This window comes from Pseudomonas sp. HPB0071 (genome assembly GCF_000478505.2).
Lineage (GTDB): Bacteria > Pseudomonadota > Gammaproteobacteria > Pseudomonadales > Pseudomonadaceae > Chryseomonas > Chryseomonas luteola.
The window spans coordinates 4,162,125-4,182,250 of sequence record NZ_KI517367.1 but is presented as its reverse complement, the minus strand read 5'-3'; the positions used below and the strand labels follow the sequence as shown (position 1 = coordinate 4,182,250).

At 57.2% G+C, this 20,126-nt stretch carries 9 protein-coding genes; 7 read left to right on the top strand and 2 right to left on the bottom strand.

Going from position 1 to position 20,126, the window contains the following annotated elements:
• The first annotated feature begins 49 nt into the window (after positions 1 to 49).
• The 7 genes from HMPREF1487_RS19285 to HMPREF1487_RS19255 all read left to right on the top strand — a co-directional run bounded on the left by HMPREF1487_RS19285 (position 50) and on the right by HMPREF1487_RS19255 (position 15,422).
• Positions 50 to 1,783 (top strand): autotransporter assembly complex protein TamA, encoded by a 1,734-nt coding sequence (locus HMPREF1487_RS19285; RefSeq protein WP_037030269.1) that lies wholly within the window; start codon positions 50 to 52, stop codon positions 1,781 to 1,783.
• On the top strand, positions 1,783 to 5,466 hold the full coding sequence (locus HMPREF1487_RS19280; RefSeq protein ID WP_010798388.1) for a translocation/assembly module TamB domain-containing protein: 3,684 nt from the start codon (positions 1,783 to 1,785) through the stop codon (positions 5,464 to 5,466). Before HMPREF1487_RS19285 ends, HMPREF1487_RS19280 begins: the two co-directional genes overlap by 1 nt.
• Before the next feature lie 165 nt (positions 5,467 to 5,631).
• Positions 5,632 to 6,132, top strand: a complete 501-nt coding sequence (tpx, locus tag HMPREF1487_RS19275; RefSeq protein ID WP_010798387.1) for a thiol peroxidase — start codon at positions 5,632 to 5,634, stop codon at positions 6,130 to 6,132.
• A 248-nt stretch (positions 6,133 to 6,380) separates the two neighbouring features.
• Complete coding sequence (locus tag HMPREF1487_RS19270; protein WP_010798386.1) at positions 6,381 to 7,661, top strand: MdtA/MuxA family multidrug efflux RND transporter periplasmic adaptor subunit; 1,281 nt, start codon at positions 6,381 to 6,383, stop codon at positions 7,659 to 7,661.
• Positions 7,658 to 10,801: an MdtB/MuxB family multidrug efflux RND transporter permease subunit gene (locus HMPREF1487_RS19265; protein WP_010798385.1), complete on the top strand. Its 3,144-nt coding sequence runs from the start codon at positions 7,658 to 7,660 to the stop codon at positions 10,799 to 10,801. Before HMPREF1487_RS19270 ends, HMPREF1487_RS19265 begins: the two co-directional genes overlap by 4 nt.
• Positions 10,798 to 13,926, top strand: a complete 3,129-nt coding sequence (locus HMPREF1487_RS19260) for a multidrug efflux RND transporter permease subunit (RefSeq protein WP_010798384.1) — start codon at positions 10,798 to 10,800, stop codon at positions 13,924 to 13,926. The genes HMPREF1487_RS19265 and HMPREF1487_RS19260 overlap by 4 nt, the downstream gene beginning before the upstream one ends.
• Positions 13,923 to 15,422, top strand: coding sequence for an efflux transporter outer membrane subunit (locus HMPREF1487_RS19255; RefSeq protein WP_010798383.1), 1,500 nt, complete (start codon positions 13,923 to 13,925; stop codon positions 15,420 to 15,422). The genes HMPREF1487_RS19260 and HMPREF1487_RS19255 overlap by 4 nt, the downstream gene beginning before the upstream one ends.
• A gap of 74 nt (positions 15,423 to 15,496) precedes the next feature.
• On the opposite strand, the gene HMPREF1487_RS19250 is transcribed toward HMPREF1487_RS19255, so the two are convergent.
• Both HMPREF1487_RS19250 and HMPREF1487_RS19245 read right to left on the bottom strand, forming a co-directional pair.
• Positions 15,497 to 16,888 carry an efflux transporter outer membrane subunit gene (locus HMPREF1487_RS19250; RefSeq protein WP_010798382.1) on the bottom strand — a complete coding sequence of 464 codons (1,392 nt, stop codon included), beginning with the start codon at positions 16,886 to 16,888 and terminating at the stop codon, positions 15,497 to 15,499.
• The gene (locus tag HMPREF1487_RS19245; RefSeq protein ID WP_010798381.1) at positions 16,885 to 20,055 is read right to left on the bottom strand and encodes an efflux RND transporter permease subunit; all 3,171 of its coding nucleotides are present in this window, start codon (positions 20,053 to 20,055) and stop codon (positions 16,885 to 16,887) included. Before HMPREF1487_RS19245 ends, HMPREF1487_RS19250 begins: the two co-directional genes overlap by 4 nt.
• Positions 20,056 to 20,126 lie beyond the last annotated feature (71 nt).

Here is a 20,126-nt window from a genome sequence, read left to right as displayed (position 1 = left end):
CCACGACGCTGCGTTTGTCTCACGACCACTCGCCCGGTAGCATCGCGTCATGACTTTTCATTTACGACTCCGACTCAGTATTGCCGGCCTGCTTTTAATGAGCGGCGTCGCCATGGCCCAAGCGGCCGAACTCACCGTGCACGTCACGCCTGATAATCGTGCGCTGCGGGATAACATTGCTGCGTATATCGGCAGCCTTGCCGATCGGGATGTGGTTGCCTTGCAACGGCTGCGGCGTACGGCTGAAGGCCAGGCGGAGCAGGCTGCCCAGGCACTGGGCTACTACCATGCGCAGATTGATAGCCGGGTCGAGCCGGGGCAGACGCCTCGGCTGGTCCTGGATATCCAGACTGGAGAGCCCGTTCGACTGCGCCAGGTAGATATCCGCGTGGAAGGTCCGGCGCGGCAACTCAAGTCATTCAAGTCGCCCGATGGTGCCAATCTGAAGTCTGGTGCTCAGCTCAATCATGGCTTCTATGAAGATGCCAAGACGCTGATTCAGAATCAGGCTGCACGTTATGGCTTCTTCAGTGGGCATTTCACCCAGCAGAAATTGATCATCGATCCGCAGGCTGGCTACGCAGACGTTGCACTGGTTTACGAAAGCGGGCCTCGCTACCGGTTGGGTAACGTGGAATACGAAGGGGATTTTCCATTCGATCAAGACCTGCTCAATCGCATGGTGCCGTTCAAGCCAGACGAGCCCTATGATTCGGAAACCCTTGCTGAGCTTCAGCAGACGCTGCTCCGAAGCGGTTATTTCGACAGCGTGCGCGTCAACGCTATTCCGGCAGATGCCAAAGACCAGACGATTCCCGTCATGGTGAATCTGACTACTCGCAAGCCACGCACGCTGGGGTTGGGGCTTGGCTACTCTACCGACGTCGGCCCGCGTGTTCGCGCAACCTGGGATCGACATTGGCTCAATGCACAGGGGCATAGCCTGGGTGCGGAGATGGAGCTTTCTGCGCCACGCCAGAACATCGGCGCCTGGTATGACATTCCCGGGCGCGACCCCATCAACGATAAATTCCGTTTGGCGGGGGGATATCAGTATGAAGAAATCGCCGATGACGATTCGCTGAGTCGCCTGCTCACCGTCGGGCCCGAATGGCATCGCAAATTGCCCAGCGGCTGGACACGGGTGCTCTCCCTGAAACTCCAGCGAGAGGAATACCGTCTGGGAGACGATTCCGGTCTATCGACACTGCTCATGCCGGGTGTCGATTATTCCTACCTGCGCAGCGATAATCGGATCGATCCCAGCCATGGTTACCGACTGCAGTTTGGTGTCTCGGCTGCCAAAGAGGGCATCGTGTCCGACGCCAACATGGTGCATGTGACGGCGCTGGCGCGTGGCCTGACTACTTTTGCCGGTGGGCACCGGCTGCTAGGGCGGGTTCAGGTCGGCGGCAACGCCACCAATGGGTACAAGCAGATTCCGCCATCGCTGCGCTTCTTTGCCGGTGGTGATCAGAGCGTCAGGGGCTATGACTACCAGACGCTATCGCCCACGAACTCCGACGGAGACAGAATCGGTGGACGATACATGGTCACCGGCAGCGTTGAGTACCAGTATCCGCTCAAGGATAAATGGCGACTGGCGACCTTTGTCGACCAGGGGGGAGCGTTCAATGCGCTCGATAATCCGGATATCAAGACCAGTATCGGCCTTGGTATCCGTTGGGTTTCGCCAGTGGGGCCCATACGTGTCGATCTGGCTCATGGCCTTGATGAAGAAGGTAGCTTTCGTTTGCATTTCTCGATGGGGCCGGAATTATGATGCGTGCGCTCAAGATTGTTGGCGCCACGCTGCTGACGGTTGTCGTTGTTCTTGTATTGGGCGTGACCATTTTATTGGGAACCGAGTCTGGGAGCCGTTGGGTGTTGGGCCGGATTCCCGGGCTTGCAGTGGAAGGCTATATGGGTCGACTGGGAGGGCACTGGAAGGCCGACACGCTGACCTGGGCTCAGGCCGGTACGCAGGTTAGGCTGGTGTCTCCTGAGTTCGCTTGGTCGCCTGGTTGCCTGTTCAAGCGAACACTGTGCATCGATACGCTCGTAGCCAGCGAGGTCAATCTCGATCTGGCGCCTACCGAGGAGCAGACGCCCGATGAGGGGCCGGTTACATTACCCGACCTCAAGCTACCGGTAGACGTTCAGCTGGGTGATGTACGCATAGGACGGTTTACGCTCGATGGCAATGAGCAGTTCGCAAACGCCACGCTACGCGCTCATTCTGAGGGTGGCAGCCTGGTCATTGAGCAGCTGGATGCGCACCGCGACGACATGATGCTCAGCCTTACCGGGACGTTGCAGCCTTCCGGGAAATGGCCTTTGACGGCGGACGCCAATGCCCGTCTGCCTGCGCCTGACCAGCAGGAGTGGCCACTGACCTTACATGTGGAAGGTGATCTGCAGGGAAGCTTGACTCTTAAGGCCGACAGCAGCGGTTACCTGCCGGGCCGGTTGACAGGTGACGTGCAGCCTTTGGCAGAGGGTGTGCCAGCTTCGCTGCATCTGACGGCCAACGGTTTCAAGCCAACACAGGATCTGCCAAAGACCCTGACGTTCAATGCGCTCGACCTGACTGCAAACGGCACTCTTAAAGATGGATATAAGTTGGTAGGCACGTCTGTATTGCCGGGTGAAGGAGGTGAGGTCGCCCTGAAGCTTGATGGCACCGTTACGGCAGAAGGTGCAGACCTTAAAGGACTGACGCTCGATGCGGGGCAGCAGCGTAAAGTCGTCTTGAGCGGCAAAGCAGGCTGGTCGGAAGGACTCAATGCGAATGCCACTATCAACTGGAATGAGTTCCCATGGCGTCGGCTGTACCCGGAGATTGAGGAGCCGCCCGTAGCGCTGCGTCGATTGAAAGGTGAAGTTCAGTACGCCGATGAGCGCTATATCGGAAATGTGGACGCTGCACTAACGGGGCCTGCCGGTGATTTCACACTGGTAACGCCGTTTACGGGTGATCTCACACAGATCAATTTGCCATCGCTGGATCTACATGCCGGGCAAGGACGTGCCGAGGGGCAGGTGAATGTCCGGTTTGCTGATGGCATTGGTTGGAAGGCGAACCTGAACCTCAGCCAGTTTAATCCTGCATTCTGGGTCGCCCAGCTGCCTGGCAATCTGGGCGGACCGCTACGCAGTGAAGGGGAAATCAAGGGTGAGCAGCTGCGTGTGACGGCTGATCTGGGACTGCAGGGACAACTGAGAGGTCAACCTGCTCAGCTGGCAGCGCAGGCGCGTGGTCAGGATAAGCAATGGGATCTTGATAACCTGACTGTCCGTCTGGGCAGTAATCGCATTCAGGGAAGCGGTCAGCTGGCCGAGCAATGGAAAGGGCACCTGGATATCGACTTGCCTCGTCTCGGCCAGTTATGGCCAGGTCTGGCTGGCGCCATTAATGGAAAAGTGGATTTGCGCGGAACTCAGCAGGCGCCGCAAGGGGAGCTGGTGTTGAATGGGCGAGAGGTTGCCTATCAAACCAACCGGCTGGCGGCTTTGAGCCTTAAAGGTACGCTTGATGCGCGTCAACAGGGACGAATCCAGCTATTAACCTCCGGTGTACGTGCAGGCACTAGCGACATTGGACGTGTGGTGCTCGATGGACAGGGTAACCGTCATCAGCAGGCAGTCACGCTTGATGTAAAAGGGCCGCTGGCAAATCTGGCGCTTGCCCTGGAGGGTACGCTCGATGATGCGATGAACTGGCGAGGGCGGCTTACTCGAGGTGCTGTCCAGAGTGGTCCCCAGGACTGGCGCCTGCAAAACCCTGCAAGCCTTGAGCGTCTGGCAAACGGGCAACTGACGCTTGGCCAGCACTGCTGGCTATCAGGTAAAGCCTCGCTCTGTGGGGAAGACCAGCGCCTGATGCCGGAACCACGGCTACGCTACCATCTGCGCAACTTTAACCTTGCCGGACTGGCACCTTTCCTGCCCGAGGATTTTGGCTGGCAAGGTGCGCTTAATGCTGATATCCGTCTTGATCTTCCTGAGAGCGGGCCAGACGGCACGGTTACAGTCGACGCAGGCACAGGGACGCTGAGGGCACGTAACGCCGACGGCCAGTGGGCAGACTTTGCCTATGACACGCTCAAGCTGAATAGTACGTTGCGCCCCGATGATGTGCGCGCCTCTCTGGATTTTAGCGGCCCGCAGCTTGGCAACCTCACCCTGAATGCACAGATTGATCCACGCCCTGATGACAAGCCTGTCTCAGGGCGCTTCGATCTGCGCGGGTTGAATGTAGCCATTGCCAAAGGTTTTGTTTCAGGTATTGAGCAACTGGACGGAAGAATCGACGGTAGTGGTCAGGTAAGCGGTACGCTGCTTCAACCTTCGATCAATGGTCGGATCGATTTGAGCAATGGTCAGGTCGGGGGCGGTATCGTTCCAACCCGTCTTCAGGATCTTCGGCTGACTGCTCTGATTGCCGGAAACCAGGCGAACGTGAGCGGTGGATGGCGCAGCGGCGAGCGCGGCCAGGGTAATGTGAGTGGAGCGATATCCTGGGCGGATGGATTGGACATGAATGTCGCCGTACGTGGCGATCGTCTTCCTGTTGTGGTTGAGCCCTATGCTAACCTTATCGTGGCGCCTGACCTGAATATTGTCATGCAGAACGGTAGTCTGGCGCTCAAGGGTACGGTTCGCGTGCCGAGCGGTGCCATTACGGTTCGGGAGTTGCCACCGTCTACCGTCAAGGTTTCCAATGATGCGGTAATCGTTGGACAGGAAGCGCCTGCGCCCAAGCAGGAGACCCAGCTGTCCATGGATGTAAATGTACTGGTGGGCCAGGACAAGCTCACGTTTTCAGGGTTCGGTCTGACTGCCAACCTTGAAGGGAACGTGCATATTGGTGACAACCTGGATACGCGCGGTGAAGTTCGTTTAATGGATGGTCGCTACCGTGCTTACGGTCAGCGACTGACTATTCGGCGGGCGCGTATATTCTTCCAGGGTCCGATCGCTCAACCGTTCCTGGATGTGGAAGCGGTACGTGTCGTGGATGACGTAACCGCAGGGTTACGTTTGTCAGGTCTGGCCGATCAGCCTCGCGTCGAGGTGTTTTCGGACCCTACTATGGGCCAGGAGCAAGCCTTGGCCTATATTGTTCTAGGGCGCCCGCTGACCAACAACGACGAAGGCGAGAACAACATGTTGGGGCAGGCCGCACTTGCGCTGGGCCTTGCCGGAGGGTCATCCACGGCGGGTGAGCTGGCGCAGCGTTTGGGCGTACAGAACTTTCAGCTGGATACCGAAGGGACAGGCGACAAGACCAGTGTCGTTGCGTCAGGCAATATTACCGACCGCTTGGCGCTTCGATACGGTGTAGGCGTCTTCGAGCCGGCCAATACGGTCGCCTTGCGTTATCAGCTTACCAAGCAGCTGTATCTTGAAGCAGCCAGTGGTATTGCCAGCTCATTGGATTTCTTCTACAAGCGAGACTTCTAACCCGCCAGGGTTGTCCGATCGTATTGGTCGGGCAACAGGGTAACGCTTGGGTAGTGACCCGTTAGTGCACGGTAGGGATGATTTGCAATAAACAGGTCTTCAGACTTTAAAGCCTGAGGCGAAGCGTGTTTACTTGATGTTCCATTCAATTGTAGGAAACAGGTCATGACAGAAGTCACTCTTCGCGGTAATCCGGTTCAGATTGAAGGTACTCTGCCTCAGGCGGGTCAGTCCGCACCGGCATTCAGCCTGGTCAATGGCGATCTGGCCGATACCACGCTGGAAAGCTTTGCCGGCAAGCGCAAGGTCCTGAACATTTTCCCAAGTGTGGATACTCCGACCTGTGCCATGTCGGTTCGCAAGTTCAATACCGAAGCCGCCAAGCTGGAAAACACCGTGATCCTGTGCGTGTCAGCTGACTTGCCGTTTGCCCAGAAGCGTTTCTGCGGTGCAGAAGGCATCGAAAATGTAATCAACCTATCCACGCTGCGTGGTCGTGAGTTTCTGAAAGACTACGGTGTTGCCATCGCGTCCGGCCCCTTGGCGGGTCTTGCCGCACGTGCGGTAGTAATTCTGGATGAAAATAATAAGGTGCTTTATAGCGAACTGGTGCCTGAAATTGGACAGGAGCCCAACTACGAAGCGGCTATTGCAGCGCTGAAATAAGGTAGAAGAAAACCACTCGGGCCTTGATCAAGGCCCGGGTGCAGATGCATGAAGTCGATGCGCTTCAAGATGTAACAAGGCAAGGCAGAATCCAACGTTCCGTCATACTCTTATGACATTCTGGCGGCAGTGTATTGCTTGCTGCTCCGCACCATTCAATCCTGTATGTAAACAACGCGTAAATCCGCTTGGCCTGATGAAGGCTGCGGCTTACCGTTATCTTTCCGAAACTTATTGCTGTGGCGTTCATGAGCGATTCCCTCAATTCCAAACCTTCTCGCTCCAAATTTCCTTTGTTGATTGCTGTTGTGGTAGTGGCGGTTGGCGCTGTAGCTGCATGGCATTTTCTAGGTAAATCGCCTGAACAGGCAGGGCCTACCGGTCGTAACGCTGCTCAAACTGAGCAGAAAGGGCCGGCTGGAGCCGGACGCCGTGGTTCCATGGCTCCAACAGACATGATTGTGAGCACTGGAAAGGCCGAAAAAACGACGCTTTCGGTTTACCTCAATGCATTGGGCACGGTAACGGCCTACAACACGGTTGAAGTTCATGCCCGTGTCGACGGTCAGTTGGCCAAGGTACTGTTTACTGAAGGGCAGGAGGTGAAGGCCGGGGACGTACTGGCTGTCGTCGATCAGCGGCCTTATCAGGCGGCGCTGGCACAAGCCCAGGGGACCTTGCAGGAGAATCAGGCTCAGCTGAAGAATGCACAGATCGATCTGGAGCGTTATCGCCAGCTCTTCAAGGAAGACTCAGTAGCCAAGCAGACACTGGATACACAGCAGGCGCTGGTTGCTCAGTATCAAGGAACCATCAAGAACAGCGAAGCGCAGGTGGCCGATGCCAGACTGAACCTGACCTTTACCGAAGTACGGGCTCCCATTAGCGGCCGGTTGGGTCTGCGTCAGGTGGACGTGGGTAATCTGGTGGCTAGCGGTGACACTACGCCGATCGTAACCATTACCCAAACCAAGCCTATTGCCCTGACATTCAGCCTGCCTGAGGATCAGCTCAGCACGGTGCGTCGCCAGATGGCGACCGGAAAGCCGCTGGCCGTAGAGGCATGGGACCGCGGGCGAAACAGGGTTCTGGCAACGGGTACGCTGGTAACGGTGGACAACCAGATCGATACCAGCACGGGCACGGTCAAGTTCAAGGCTCGCTTCGATAATCAGGATGAGTCGCTGTTTCCCAATCAGTTCGTTAATGTCCGCTTGCATGCGCTGGAGCTGAGCGATGTCATTGTCATTCCGATCTCGGCCATTCAACGTAACGACGAAGGGCCTTACGTTTTCGTCGTTGGCGAAGGCAATAAGGTTGCAACGCGCAAAGTCAGCCTGGGCGAGATACAGGGCGAGCAGGTAGAGGTCCGTTCAGGCCTGGATGCCGGTGAAACTGTTGTGACAGAAGGACTCGACCGCCTGCGTGACGGCCAGACAGTCAAGGTTACTCAGCCTATTACGGAAACTGCGCCCAAGTCAGATCCGGACGCCAATGAGGCCACGTTAGGCGGCGGAGCCGGTGAATGAACCCGTCTCGTCTTTTTATCCTTCGGCCGGTAGCGACCACCTTATTGATGGTCGCTGTTCTGCTGGCCGGTATTATTGCTTACCGGTTGTTGCCTGTAGCCTCGCTGCCAGAAGTTGATTATCCCACCATTCAGGTCAAGACCCTTTATCCGGGAGCCAGCCCTGAAATCATGAACTCAGGCGTGACCGCGCCGTTGGAGTCAGAGTTAGGGGAGATTCCTGGGCTGGAGGAGATGTCTTCCACCAGCTCTGGAGGCGCCTCTGTCATAACGCTGCGGTTCAGTCTGGACAGTAATCTGGATGTGGCGGAGCAGGAAGTACAGGCGGCGATCAACTCTGCCAATAACCTGCTGCCCAACGACCTGCCGCAGCCGCCGATCTTTAGCAAAGTCAATCCGGCCGACACCCCGATTCTGACGTTGGCAGTCACCAGCAGCAGCCTGCCCTTGCCCAAGATTCAGGACTTGGTGGAAACCCGCTTGGCGCAAAAGATTGCTCAGGTCAGTGGCGTCGGTATGGTTAGCCTGTCCGGCGGGCAGCGTCCTGCTGTTCGGATTCAGGCCAATCCTACTGCATTGGCGGCCTATGGTTTGAGTCTGGAAAATCTGCGGACCGCTATCGCTAACAACAACCAGAACGGGCCGAAGGGAAGCTTTGACGGACCGACACGCTCATCGACACTGGATGCTAATGATCAGCTGCAATCAGCCGATGAGTACAAAAACCTCGTCATTGCCTATCAGAACGGTGCGCCTGTACGGCTGAAAGACGTTGCGTTGGCGATCGATGGGGCTGAGAACAACAAGCTGGCTGCCTGGGCCAACGACACTCCTGCAGTCATTCTGAACGTTCAGCGGCAGCCCGGCGCCAATGTCATTCAGGTTGTGGATCAGATCAAGCGGCTACTACCAACCCTACAGGAGACCTTGCCGGAAAACCTGGATGTGATGGTGCTGACGGATCGCACAACCACTATCCGGGCATCGGTCCGTGATGTTCAGTTCGAACTGGTGCTGGCCATAGGACTGGTGGTCATGGTGACTTTCCTGTTCCTGCGCAACGTCTCGGCGACGCTGATTCCCAGCGTCGCTGTGCCGTTGTCGTTGGTCGGTACGTTTGGAGTCATGTACCTGGCTGGCTTTTCCATCAACAACCTGTCGTTGATGGCGCTGACGATCGCTACCGGCTTCGTCATTGACGATGCCATCGTCATGGTCGAAAACATTGCCCGCTATCTGGAGGAAGGAGAATCGCCACTTGAGGCTGCACTCAAAGGCTCAAAGCAGGTAGGTTTCACGATCATCTCGCTGACCTTCTCGCTGATTGCTGTACTGATCCCGCTTCTGTTCATGAGTGACATTGCCGGGCGGCTGTTCCGTGAGTTTGCCATTACGCTGGCTGTTTCCATTCTGATTTCCTGCGTGGTTTCGTTGACCCTCACACCGATGCTCAGTGCGAAACTGTTGCGCCATGTGCCGGAAGACAAGCAGAGCGCATTCTCGCGCAAGGCCGGAGCCGTTATCGACGGAATGATCCAACGATACGCTACAGGTTTGCGCTGGGTTCTTCGGCATCAACCGCTGACACTGATAGTTGCCATCGGTACGCTGGCGCTGACCGCGGTGCTTTATCTCTTCATGCCGAAGGGGTTTTTCCCGCTTCAGGACACAGGCCTGATTCAGGGAATTTCCGAAGGCCCGCAAAGCATGTCCTTTGAAGGTATGGCCAAGCGGCAACAGGCGCTGGCTTCGATCATCATGCAGGACCCTGCGGTCGACAGTCTGTCATCGTTTATCGGAGTTGATGGTGATAATCCGACCCTCAATACCGGGCGCATGTTGATCAACTTAAAGCCTCATGATGTCCGAGATGTATCTGCCTCGGAGATCATTACACGCCTTCAGGACCAGATGGCCGATCTGCCTGACATGAAGCTTTATCTGCAGCCGGTACAGGATCTAACGGTGGAAGATCAGGTTAGTCGTACGCAATACCAGTTCCGTCTGGTCGACTCGAGCCTGGAAACGCTCAAGACTTGGGTTCCAAAGCTGGTCGAGCATTTGCAGACGCTACCGCAGCTGACGGAAGTCGCCAGTGACTTGCAACCGCGCGGCCTGCAGGCCTATATCAGCGTTGATCGGGATAACGCGTCTCGGCTGGGCGTGAGCCTGAGCGATGTTGACAGCGCACTGTACAACGCGTTTGGTCAGCGCCTGGTTTCAACCATCTTTACTCAGTCCAACCAGTACCGGGTCGTACTGGAAGTGGGGCCGCAGTTCCAGCTGGGACCGCAGGCGCTGACGCAGATCTACGTGCCAAGCTCCACGACGACCACTACCAACGGCACGACTACTACAACCAGTGGGCAGGTGCCGCTATCGGCCATTGCCCATGTAGAGGAGCGCAATACCCTTCTGGCGATCAACCATGCCGGGCAGTTACCTGCCGCGACAGTTTCCTTCAACTTGGCCAAGGGTGTATCGCTGGGTGAGGCTGTGGAAGCGATTCGTCAGGCGGAGCAGGATCTCAAAATGCCGGCAACTGTTGATACCCATTTCCAGGGTGCAGCGCTGGCGTTCGAGTCTTCCCTGTCGAGTACGCTACTGCTGATTCTGGCCGCAGTGGTCACCATGTACATTGTGCTGGGAATTCTTTATGAGAGCTTTATCCATCCCGTCACGATTCTATCGACGCTGCCTTCGGCCGGGGTAGGAGCGTTGCTAGCGCTCTGGATTGCCGGGCAGGACATCGGCATGGTGGCCATCATCGGCATCATTCTCCTGATCGGTATCGTCAAGAAAAACGCCATCATGATGATTGACTTTGCCCTTGAAGCCGAGCGGGAAGAGGGTAAAACACCGGAGGAGGCTATCTACCAAGCCTGTCTGCTGCGCTTCCGGCCGATCCTGATGACTACCATGGCTGCCTTGCTGGGCGCCTTGCCATTGATGTTGGCCAGTGGTGCAGGCGCCGAGCTGCGCCAGCCGCTGGGTATTGCGATGGTAGGCGGTCTTCTGGTTAGCCAGCTGCTGACCTTGTTTACCACTCCGGTCATTTACCTGGCGTTTGGCCGGTTAGCCACACGATTCAACCGCTGGCGCTATCGGCATAACCTGGATTTCTCCGGGGAAATCCGATGAATTTTTCGGCACTGTTCATTCGGCGACCGGTTGCGACTTTGCTGTTGACGCTGGCTATCGTGTTATCCGGTTGGCTGTCTTTCGGTTTGCTGCCAGTTGCACCGCTACCACAGGTGGATTTTCCTACCATTGTGGTCAGCGGCACTCTGGCAGGAGCCAGTCCCGAGACCATGGCCTCTTCAGTGGCTACACCTCTGGAACGCTCATTGGGACGTATTTCGGGCATTACTGAAATGACGTCCACCAGCTCTCAGGGCAGTACCACCATCATCATCCAGTTCGATCTGGATAAGAACATCGACGGTGCCGCGCGTGAGGTTCAGGCTGCCATCAATGCGGCGGTGCCTTCGTTGCCCACGGGAATGCCCAGCAATCCGACCTACCGCAAGATCAATCCGGCCGATATGCCCATCATGGTATTGGCGCTCACGTCGGATAAGCTGGACAAGGGCAAGCTTTATGATCTGGCATCCAATACGGTCGCCCTTAAATTGGCCTCGGCCAAAGGTGTCGGTCAGGTCAGCGTAGGCGGCAGTTCGTCGCCTGCCGTGCGGATTGATCTGAACCCGGATGCGCTCAACCATTACGGCCTGTCTCTAGACGATGTTCGTACCGCAATCAATGCGGCCAATTCCAATTCGCCCAAAGGCGCATTTGAGTACGGCGATCTGCATTGGCAAATTGACGCCAATTCCCGGCTGAACAAGGCGAGTGACTATCAACCGCTCATCATTCGTACCCGTAATGGGCAAGTGGCGCGACTGGACGATGTAGCCACCATTACCGATTCAGTCGAAGACACCCGCAACCTTGGTTTCTCCAATAATTCTCCGGCGGTGCTCATTCTGATTTCACGGCAGGCCGGCGCCAATATCATCGAAACCATCGACGGTATCCGGGAGCAGTTGCCAGCGCTACAGGAGACATTGGGTAAGGACGTCACGCTGAGCATCATGGATGACCGTAGCCCCGGCATTCGCGATTCGCTGCATGAGGCCGAGTTTACGCTGATCATTTCCATCGCCCTGGTCATTCTGGTGGTGTACCTGTTCCTGCGGGACATACGTGCGACGTTAATCCCCAGCATTGCCGTACCAATTTCTCTGGTGGGCACCTTTGCGGTGATGTATCTGTGCGGGTTTTCGCTCAATAACCTGTCACTCATGGCGTTGATCGTCTGTACTGGGTTTGTGGTCGACGATGCCATTGTGGTGGTGGAGTATATTGCCCGCCGGATCGAAGAGGGCGAGAAGCCCTATCAGGCCGCGTTGTTGGGCGCGCGCGAGGTAGGGTTCACGGTTCTTTCCATGAGCCTGTCGCTGGTAGCGGTCTTTCTGCCGATTCTGTTGCTGACGGGCATTATCGGTCGCTTGTTCCGCGAGTTTGCGGTGACGCTATCGGTTGCCGTTCTGGTGTCGATGGTCGTATCGCTGACGCTCACGCCGATGCTGTGCGCCAGGCTTCTCAGGGCGCACCGGCCCCGCAAGGAAACGCCTGTAGAGCAAAAGACCAGTCGTTTGGTTGCGGCAATGTCCCGGTATTATCGGGCAAGCCTTGCCTGGGCGTTGGATCACTCGTTTCTCATGCTGTTGATTCTGATCGCCACGATTGCGCTCAACTTTTACCTGTATGCCGTAGTACCCAAGGGTTTTCTGCCGGATCAGGATACCGGCCGCCTGCGTGGCTATGCCGTGGCGGATCAGGGAATCTCCTTCAGTGGGATGCAGAGCAAGATGGAGGCTTATCGGAAAGTGCTCATGGCCGATCCGGCGGTCGACAATGTGCTGGGCTTTACCGGAGGTCGAGGGCCTGGCGGCTCATCCACCAATAGCGGGTCGTTTTTCATTACGCTCAAGGATATCTCCCAGCGCGATCCAGTCGAGACCGTCGCCATGCGGCTGCGCAAAGCCGCGGCAGCTCAGGTGCCTGGTGCCAACCTCTTCCTGGTGGCGTCACAAGACTTTCGCGCCGGAGGGCGGGAAGGAAATGGTGCTTATCAATTCACGGTCAAAAGTGACGACCTGGAGCTTTTGCGTACCTGGAATCCACGGATCGAGGCTGCTCTTCGAAAGGTCTCGCAGATCATTTCCGTGAACAGTGATTCACAAGACAAAGGGGTTGAGTTGTCGCTGGACATCGATCGCGACACGGCCAGCCGGTACGGCGTCGACATTCAGATGATCAATGCCGTCTTGAACAACTCGTTCTCGCAGCGGCAAATCTCGACCATGTATGAAGACCGCAACCAGTACCACGTTGTGCTGGGTGTGGGTGATCAGTACAGGCAGAGTGTGGACGTCCTGAGCCAGGTGTATGTGGTCACCAGCGAGGGTAATCGTGTCCCGCTTTCCAGCTTCACTCGTTATCGGTTCAGTAACGCTCCGCTGCGGGTTGCCCATGATGGTCAGTTTGCCGCGTCGACGTTTTCCTTCGATCTCGCGCCTGATGTAAGTATCAGTCAGGCCAGGGATGCGATCCGTGACGCGATCAAACCGTTGAAGCTGCCGATTGGATTACAGACGGCGTTTGCGGGAAATGCCAGCATGGCGCAGCAGTCCCAGAGCGCTATGCCCCTGATTATTGTGGCTGCCCTGGTTGCGGTGTATATCGTGCTGGGTATGTTGTATGAAAGCTATATTCATCCACTGACGATTCTGTCGACGCTGCCTTCGGCGGGCGTTGGAGCTTTGCTGGCGCTGCAGCTCTTCAATACGCCGTTCACCTTGATCGCACTTATTGGCGTAATCCTCCTCATCGGGATCGTCAAGAAGAATGCCATCATGATTGTGGACTCTGCGCTGGATGCCGAGCGGCGTCTGGGGCTGGCGCCTCGCGAGGCGATTTTGGATGGCTGCGTCAGACGTTTCCGACCAATCATGATGACCACGCTGGCTGCAGTGCTTGGCGCCTTGCCCTTGCTTCTGGGCATGGGCGGTGATGCGCCGCTGCGTCGGCCGCTGGGGATCACTATCATTGGTGGCTTGATTGGCAGTCAGTTGCTGACGTTATATACCACTCCCGTTATCTACCTGTATCTGGACCGTCTGCGACACTGGTTTAACCGCCGTTGGGCGGGACGCCGAGCAGGCTCGCGCACGCATGCGCCCATGGAGAAATCATCATGATGTCGTTTTCAGCTCGTCCCCATTACTTGGGACTTGCCCTTGCCTTAGCCGTGGGTGGCTGCACAGTGGGACCAGATTACCAGCGACCCCAGGTCACTACGCCCATCGCATTTAAGCATGCTGAAGGTTGGCAGATGGCCAAGCCCAGCGATGCCATCAAGCGGGGGCAATGGTGGGAGGTGTATGGAGACAGCACCCTTGATGGTCTGATGCAGCGCCTGGAGAACTCCAACCAGACACTGACCCAGTATGAAGCCCAGTATCGCCAGGCACGCGCTCTGGTACGCCAAGCACGCGCCTCCTTCCTTCCCGCGGTAACCGGAAGCGCTGGTGCAACACGCTCGGGGCAGGGCGGTGGAAGCAGTTCGAGTTATCAGTATCAGACGTCAACAGGAACGACCATCACATTGCCACAAGGCACCAGCAGCGCCACTACTTCCAACAGCTACACCACCAGTCTTGGTGTCAGCTGGGAGCTTGACCTGTGGGGAAGCATTCGCCGCAGCGTGGAATCCCAAACAGGATCGGCGCAAGCCAGCGTGGCCGAGTTGGCCTCTACCAAGTTGAGTCTGCAATCGGAGCTGGCACAGAACTATTTGCAATTGAGGGTTCTGGATGCCCAGCAACGGCTCCTGGATGCTACGGTGCAGGCCTATGAGCGGTCACTACGGGTCACCGAAAACCAGTATCGCGCCGGTATGACTACGCGTTCGGACGTTGCCCAGGCTACGACCCAGCTCAAAAGTACCCAGGCGGATGCCATTGACCTCAAGTACCAGCGTGCGCAGCTGGAAAATGCGATTGCTGTGTTGATTGGTGTCCCGCCATCTGAGTTCAGTCTGGCGGCAGTAGAGACAGTACCGACCGTGCCCGGCATCCCTGCCAGCGTGCCGTCCGAGCTGTTGCAGCGTCGTCCGGATATTGCTCAGGCTGAGCGGCAGGTAATGGCTGCCAATGCCCAGATCGGTGTTGCCAAGGCGGCATATTACCCGACGCTTTCCCTGACAGCCTCGGGCGGTTATCGAAACAGCCAGTGGGGTAATCTGGTCAGCACCCCTAACCGTTATTGGTCCATCGGGCCAGCGTTCGATCTGACATTGTTTGACTTCGGCGCACGCCGTGCACAGGTCGAGCAGGCCGAAGCATCTTATGATCAGACTGTTGCCCAATATCGTCAGGCGGTACTCAACGGTTTCAAGGAGGTCGAAGATTACCTGGTTGAGCTGGACGTTCTTAATCAGGAATCCGGTGTAAGGCAGGAGGCACTGGATTCGGCGCGGGAGTCGCTGCGTCTGGCAGAAAATCAGTACCGTGCAGGTCTGATCGATTATCTGGACGTAGTAACGCTGCAAACCACGGCATTAAACAACGAACGCACCAACCTGACGCTGTTGGGTAGTCGTCTGGTTACCAGCGTTCAGTTGATTGCTGCAATGGGTGGTGGCTGGAATGCCGTTGAGCTTCAGCAGGATCCGCTCGCCAGGAGTGAGCCGTAACAAGAAAAAGCCCGCGGCCCAAGGAGCAGGGAAAGCCGCGGGCCAGGGCGACATCGTCGCCCCTAACCGAAGGATCAGGCGTTGGGGATCTCCCAACCGCCGCCTAGTGATTTATAGATCGCTACAATGCCTTGGTAGAGTTCGACTTCCGCTTGGGCCTGGGCGTCTTCCGCCGCCAGTCGCTCGCGCTCTGCATCCAGCAATACCAGGAAGTCCGACCCGCCTTCGCGGTAGCGGATCGCTGCCTGCTCGGCTGCTGCGCGGCTGGCTTCGGACTGGCGAATCAGTGCAACCAGGCGCTCCTGGCGTTTACCATAGTCGCTAAAGGCATTGGCACTTTCTTCAAGGGCAAGCAGCACTTGCTGTTCATAGTTGGCCAGGGCGCCTTCGGCATCTGCCTTGGCCCCACGCAGGCGTGCGCGAACGCTACCTAAGTCAAAGGCTGGCCAGCTTAAGGTAGGACCCAGGCCCCATGCGCGGGCGGCCGAAGAGCCGATCTCGGAACCCCGCCCCGCGGTGAACCCTAGAAAGCCGCTCAGGCTAACTCGCGGGAAAAGATCTGCAGTAGCTACACCGACATTCGCGGTTGCGGCTGCCAGCTGACGTTCGGCTGCCTGGATATCCGGGCGGCGGCGCAACAGCTCGGCCGGGTCACCAATGGGAAGCGCCTTGGCAATTGCAGGCAATGGCTTGGGTGAAAGGTCAATGCTCATCGCATCAGGCCGTTCGCCTATCAGGGTCGCTATCCGATTCTTTGCCCGCGCCGCTTCTGCCTGGAGTTGCGGCAGAGTCGCCTCGGTAGCCGCAAGGCGTGCATCAGCCCGCAAGACATCCAGCTGGCTGCCTACGCCTGCTTCATCCAGGGTTTGGGTCAATTGCCGGGAGGCTCGCTGATTCTTCAGGTTTTCCTGCGCAATATGCTCGCGCAGCTGGGCACCGCGGAGCGTGCCATAGGCGTCTACCAGTTCTGCAATCAGGCTGACCTGCAGTTGATTGAGTTCTGCCTGCGCGGCGTCTGCCTGAGCATCGCTGGCTTCCAGTTGATGCTGGATCCGGCCGAAGAGATCAATCTCCCAGGCCATGTCTAATCCAAGATCATAACGCTCATTGTTTGTACGCTTATCGGTGAAGCCCGGCTGCTGCGCCTTGCCGATCTCGCTACTAGCGCGACTGGTCACAACAGGAAAGCGGTCATTGGCCGTGTCATCACGCAGGGCACGAGCCGAGCGCAGTCGGGCATAGGCCACGCGAAGCTCCCGGTTGCCAGAAATCGAGCGCGCCACCAGCTGATTAAGGGTGGGGTCCTCGAATTGTTGCCACCACTGTGCCTCGAAACGGGAGTGATCATATTGGCTGCCCGCCGCGGTCTGCAGATGAGCCGGTTCGGTTTGCGGCGCCTGATAAGTCGGACCGACCGCACAGGCACTCAAGGCAAGGGCCAATAGACTTGGAACGAAGATTTTCATGACAGCACCTCCTGTGCGGCGATACGGCGCTCAGCACGACGCTCTACGAACGCACGGATCAGCACATAGAACAATGGAGTCAGTAGCAGGCCAAAGAAGGTCACACCCAGCATGCCGGAGAACACCGCAACGCCCATGGCATGACGCATCTCGGCACCTGCACCGGTAGACGTCACCAGCGGCACCACGCCCATGATGAAGGCAAAGCTGGTCATCAGGATCGGGCGTAGACGCAACCGGCATGCTTCCAGTACGGCGGCCACACGGTCCATGCCTTCTTCCTGTTTATCCTTGGCGAACTCCACGATCAGAATTGCGTTTTTGCAGGCCAGGCCAACCAAGACGATCAGGCCGATCTGGGTAAAGATGTTGTTATCACTCCCGGACAGAATGACCCCTGTGATAGCGCACAGAAGCGTCATTGGTACGATGAGAATAACGGCAAGCGGCAGGCTCCAGCTTTCGTACTGGGCAGCAAGCACCAGGAAGGCCAGCAGCACGCACAGCGGGAAGACTAGGAAGGCCGTGTTGCCCGACAGGATTTGCTGGTAGGTCAGCTCGGTCCACTCGTAGGTCATGCCATTGGGCAACTCTTCCTTCATGAGTTTTTCCAGCGCGGCCTGTGCCTGGCCCGAGCTGTAACCGGGTGCCGGGGCGCCGTTGATTTCGGCCGTGATAAACCCGTTGTAGTGCATCACGCGGTCGGGACCTGCGCTATCGCTTACCTTCACGAAGGTAGACAGCGGCACCATCTCGCCCAAGTTGTTACGTACCTTCAGCTGGCCGATCTGGTCGGCTTCAAGGCGGAACTGCTGATCGGCTTGTACGTTGACCTGGAAGGTACGGCCAAAGCGGTTGAAGTCGTTGGCATACAGCGAGCCCAGGTAGACCTGTAGCGTATCGAAGATATCGCTGATCGCAACGCCATGAGTTTTGGCTTTCTCACGATCAATATCGGCATCGATTTGCGGAACGTTGACCTGGTAACTGGAGAACAGGCCTGCCAGTTCCGGCACGCTCTGGCTTTTCGCAATGATGTTCTGCGTTTGGGCGAACAGCTCGTTATAGCCCAGATTGCCCCGGTCCTCGATCTGCACGCGGAAGCCGCCAATGCTACCCAGCCCCTGAACTGGCGGAGGCGGGAAGATCGCGATGATCGAATCCTGAATAGAACTGAACTTGCCGTTGAGTGCACCTGCAATCGCGTTGGCTGACAGACTCGGGTCCTTACGTTCTTCGAAGGGCTTGAGTGTCACGAAAACAATGCCGCTGTTGGGGCTGTTGGTAAACCCATTAATGGAGAGTCCCGGGAACGCCACGGTGCTTTCCACGCCCGGATACTTGAGCGCGATATCGGACATCCGCTTGATGACGTCTTCGGTACGATCCAGCGTAGAAGCGTCAGGCAGCTGCGCAAAGGCGACCAGATACTGCTTGTCCTGCTGCGGCACAAAACCTGTAGGCGTGTTCGTCAGCCCAAACACCGTCAGCGCCATCAGACCGGCATAGACCACTAGCGCAATCGAGCCGCGGCGAAGCACACGTGCAACCACGCCTACATAGCCATGACTGGCGCGTTCGAACATACGGTTGAATGGCGCGAACAGCCAGCTGCCCAACAGGCGATCCAGCAAGCGCGAAAAACGGTCCTTGGGAGCATCGTGTCCCTTGAGCAGGACGGCTGCCAGTGCAGGGGAGAGCGTAAGCGAGTTGAAGGCTGAGATGACCGTTGAAATAGCAATGGTCAGGGCGAACTGTCGATAGAACTGTCCCGTCAATCCGGAAATAAAGGCGGTGGGTACAAACACAGCGCACAGCACTAGCGCGGTAGCGATGATAGGACCAGTTACTTCCCGCATCGCTCGCTGGGTTGCGGCAACCGGAGAGAGGCCCAGCCCAATGTTCCGTTCGACGTTTTCCACGACCACGATGGCATCGTCCACCACAATCCCAATAGCTAATACCAGCCCGAAAAGGGATAGTGCGTTCAGTGAAAACCCGAACAAGTGCATCAAGGCGAACGTGCCGATCAACGAAACCGGAACGGCTGCCAGCGGGATGATGGAGGCTCGCCAGGTTTGCAGGAACAGCACCACAACCAGCACAACCAGCACGATGGCTTCAAAAAGGGTATGCACAACCGCTTCGATGGAGCCACGGACGAAGATCGTAGGGTCATAAACGATGGAGTAGTCCATACCCTGAGGGAAGCTCTTCTTCAGGTCAGCCATTCTTGCCCGTACCTGATTGGACAGGTCGATTGCGTTGGAGCCTGGACGCTGGAAGATCGGTATGGCGACGGCTGGTTTGTTGTTCAACAGTGAACGCAAGGCGTACTGGTTCGAGCCCAATTCAACGCGCGCAATGTCCCTCACGCGGGTGATTTCACCATTTGCGCCGGCTCGAACAATGATGTTTTCGAACTCTTCCTCATTGACCAGGCGGCCTTGGGTGTTGATGGCCAGTTGGAAGCTGTTCGCGTTGGGCGCGGGCGGGGCGCCCAGAGAACCTGCCGCAACCTGGCGGTTCTGCTCACGAATGGCGTTGACGACATCTGTTGCCGTCAGGCCACGAGAGGCCACCTTGTTCGGGTCAAGCCACACACGCAGGGAATACTCGCCCATGCCGAACAGCTGGACATCACCCACACCGTCCAGGCGGGACAGCTCGTCCTTGATGTTGATCAGCGCATAGTTGGACAGGTACAGCATGTCGTAGCGCTCATCGGGCGAGGTAAGGTGCACCACCATGGCCAGATCCGGTGAGGCCTTGTCAGCGGTTACACCCAGACGCTGCACTTCTTCAGGCAGCTTGGGCAGGGTACGGGTGACACGGTTCTGCACCTGTACCTGCGCCGTATCCAGATCTGTGCCCAAGGCAAACGTAATGGTCAGGGTCATCTTGCCGTCGGCAGTGGCCTGGGACGACATATAGAGCATGTGCTCGACGCCGTTCATGGCTTGCTCCAGCGGGGCTGCCACGGTCTCGCCGATAACCTTGGGGTTGGCACCCGGGAAGGTGGCGCGAACCACTACTGTGGGCGGCACGACTTCCGGGTATTCACTGATAGGAAGTTGAAAGAGCGAGACGGCTCCGCCGATCAGGATAATCAGCGAGAGAACGGCCGCGAAAATGGGACGCTTGATGAAGAACTGTGAGAAGTTCATCGGACCATTCCTTTGTAAACGCGAGCAACAGGGCACCGTCGCTCTCCTGGTAGAAGAGCGAGGCGCATGGG

What these genes read in the sequence shown, in the direction of transcription:
- HMPREF1487_RS19285 (WP_037030269.1), top strand. Translation starts at nt 50, where the DNA reads ATGACTTTTCATTTACGACTCCGACTCAGTATTGCCGGCCTGCTTTTA.
- HMPREF1487_RS19280 (WP_010798388.1), top strand. Translation starts at nt 1,783, where the DNA reads ATGCGTGCGCTCAAGATTGTTGGCGCCACGCTGCTGACGGTTGTCGTT.
- tpx (WP_010798387.1), top strand. Translation starts at nt 5,632, where the DNA reads ATGACAGAAGTCACTCTTCGCGGTAATCCGGTTCAGATTGAAGGTACT.
- HMPREF1487_RS19270 (WP_010798386.1), top strand. Translation starts at nt 6,381, where the DNA reads ATGAGCGATTCCCTCAATTCCAAACCTTCTCGCTCCAAATTTCCTTTG.
- HMPREF1487_RS19265 (WP_010798385.1), top strand. Translation starts at nt 7,658, where the DNA reads ATGAACCCGTCTCGTCTTTTTATCCTTCGGCCGGTAGCGACCACCTTA.
- HMPREF1487_RS19260 (WP_010798384.1), top strand. Translation starts at nt 10,798, where the DNA reads ATGAATTTTTCGGCACTGTTCATTCGGCGACCGGTTGCGACTTTGCTG.
- HMPREF1487_RS19255 (WP_010798383.1), top strand. Translation starts at nt 13,923, where the DNA reads ATGATGTCGTTTTCAGCTCGTCCCCATTACTTGGGACTTGCCCTTGCC.
- HMPREF1487_RS19250 (WP_010798382.1), bottom strand. Translation starts at nt 16,888, where the DNA reads ATGAAAATCTTCGTTCCAAGTCTATTGGCCCTTGCCTTGAGTGCCTGT.
- HMPREF1487_RS19245 (WP_010798381.1), bottom strand. Translation starts at nt 20,055, where the DNA reads ATGAACTTCTCACAGTTCTTCATCAAGCGTCCCATTTTCGCGGCCGTT.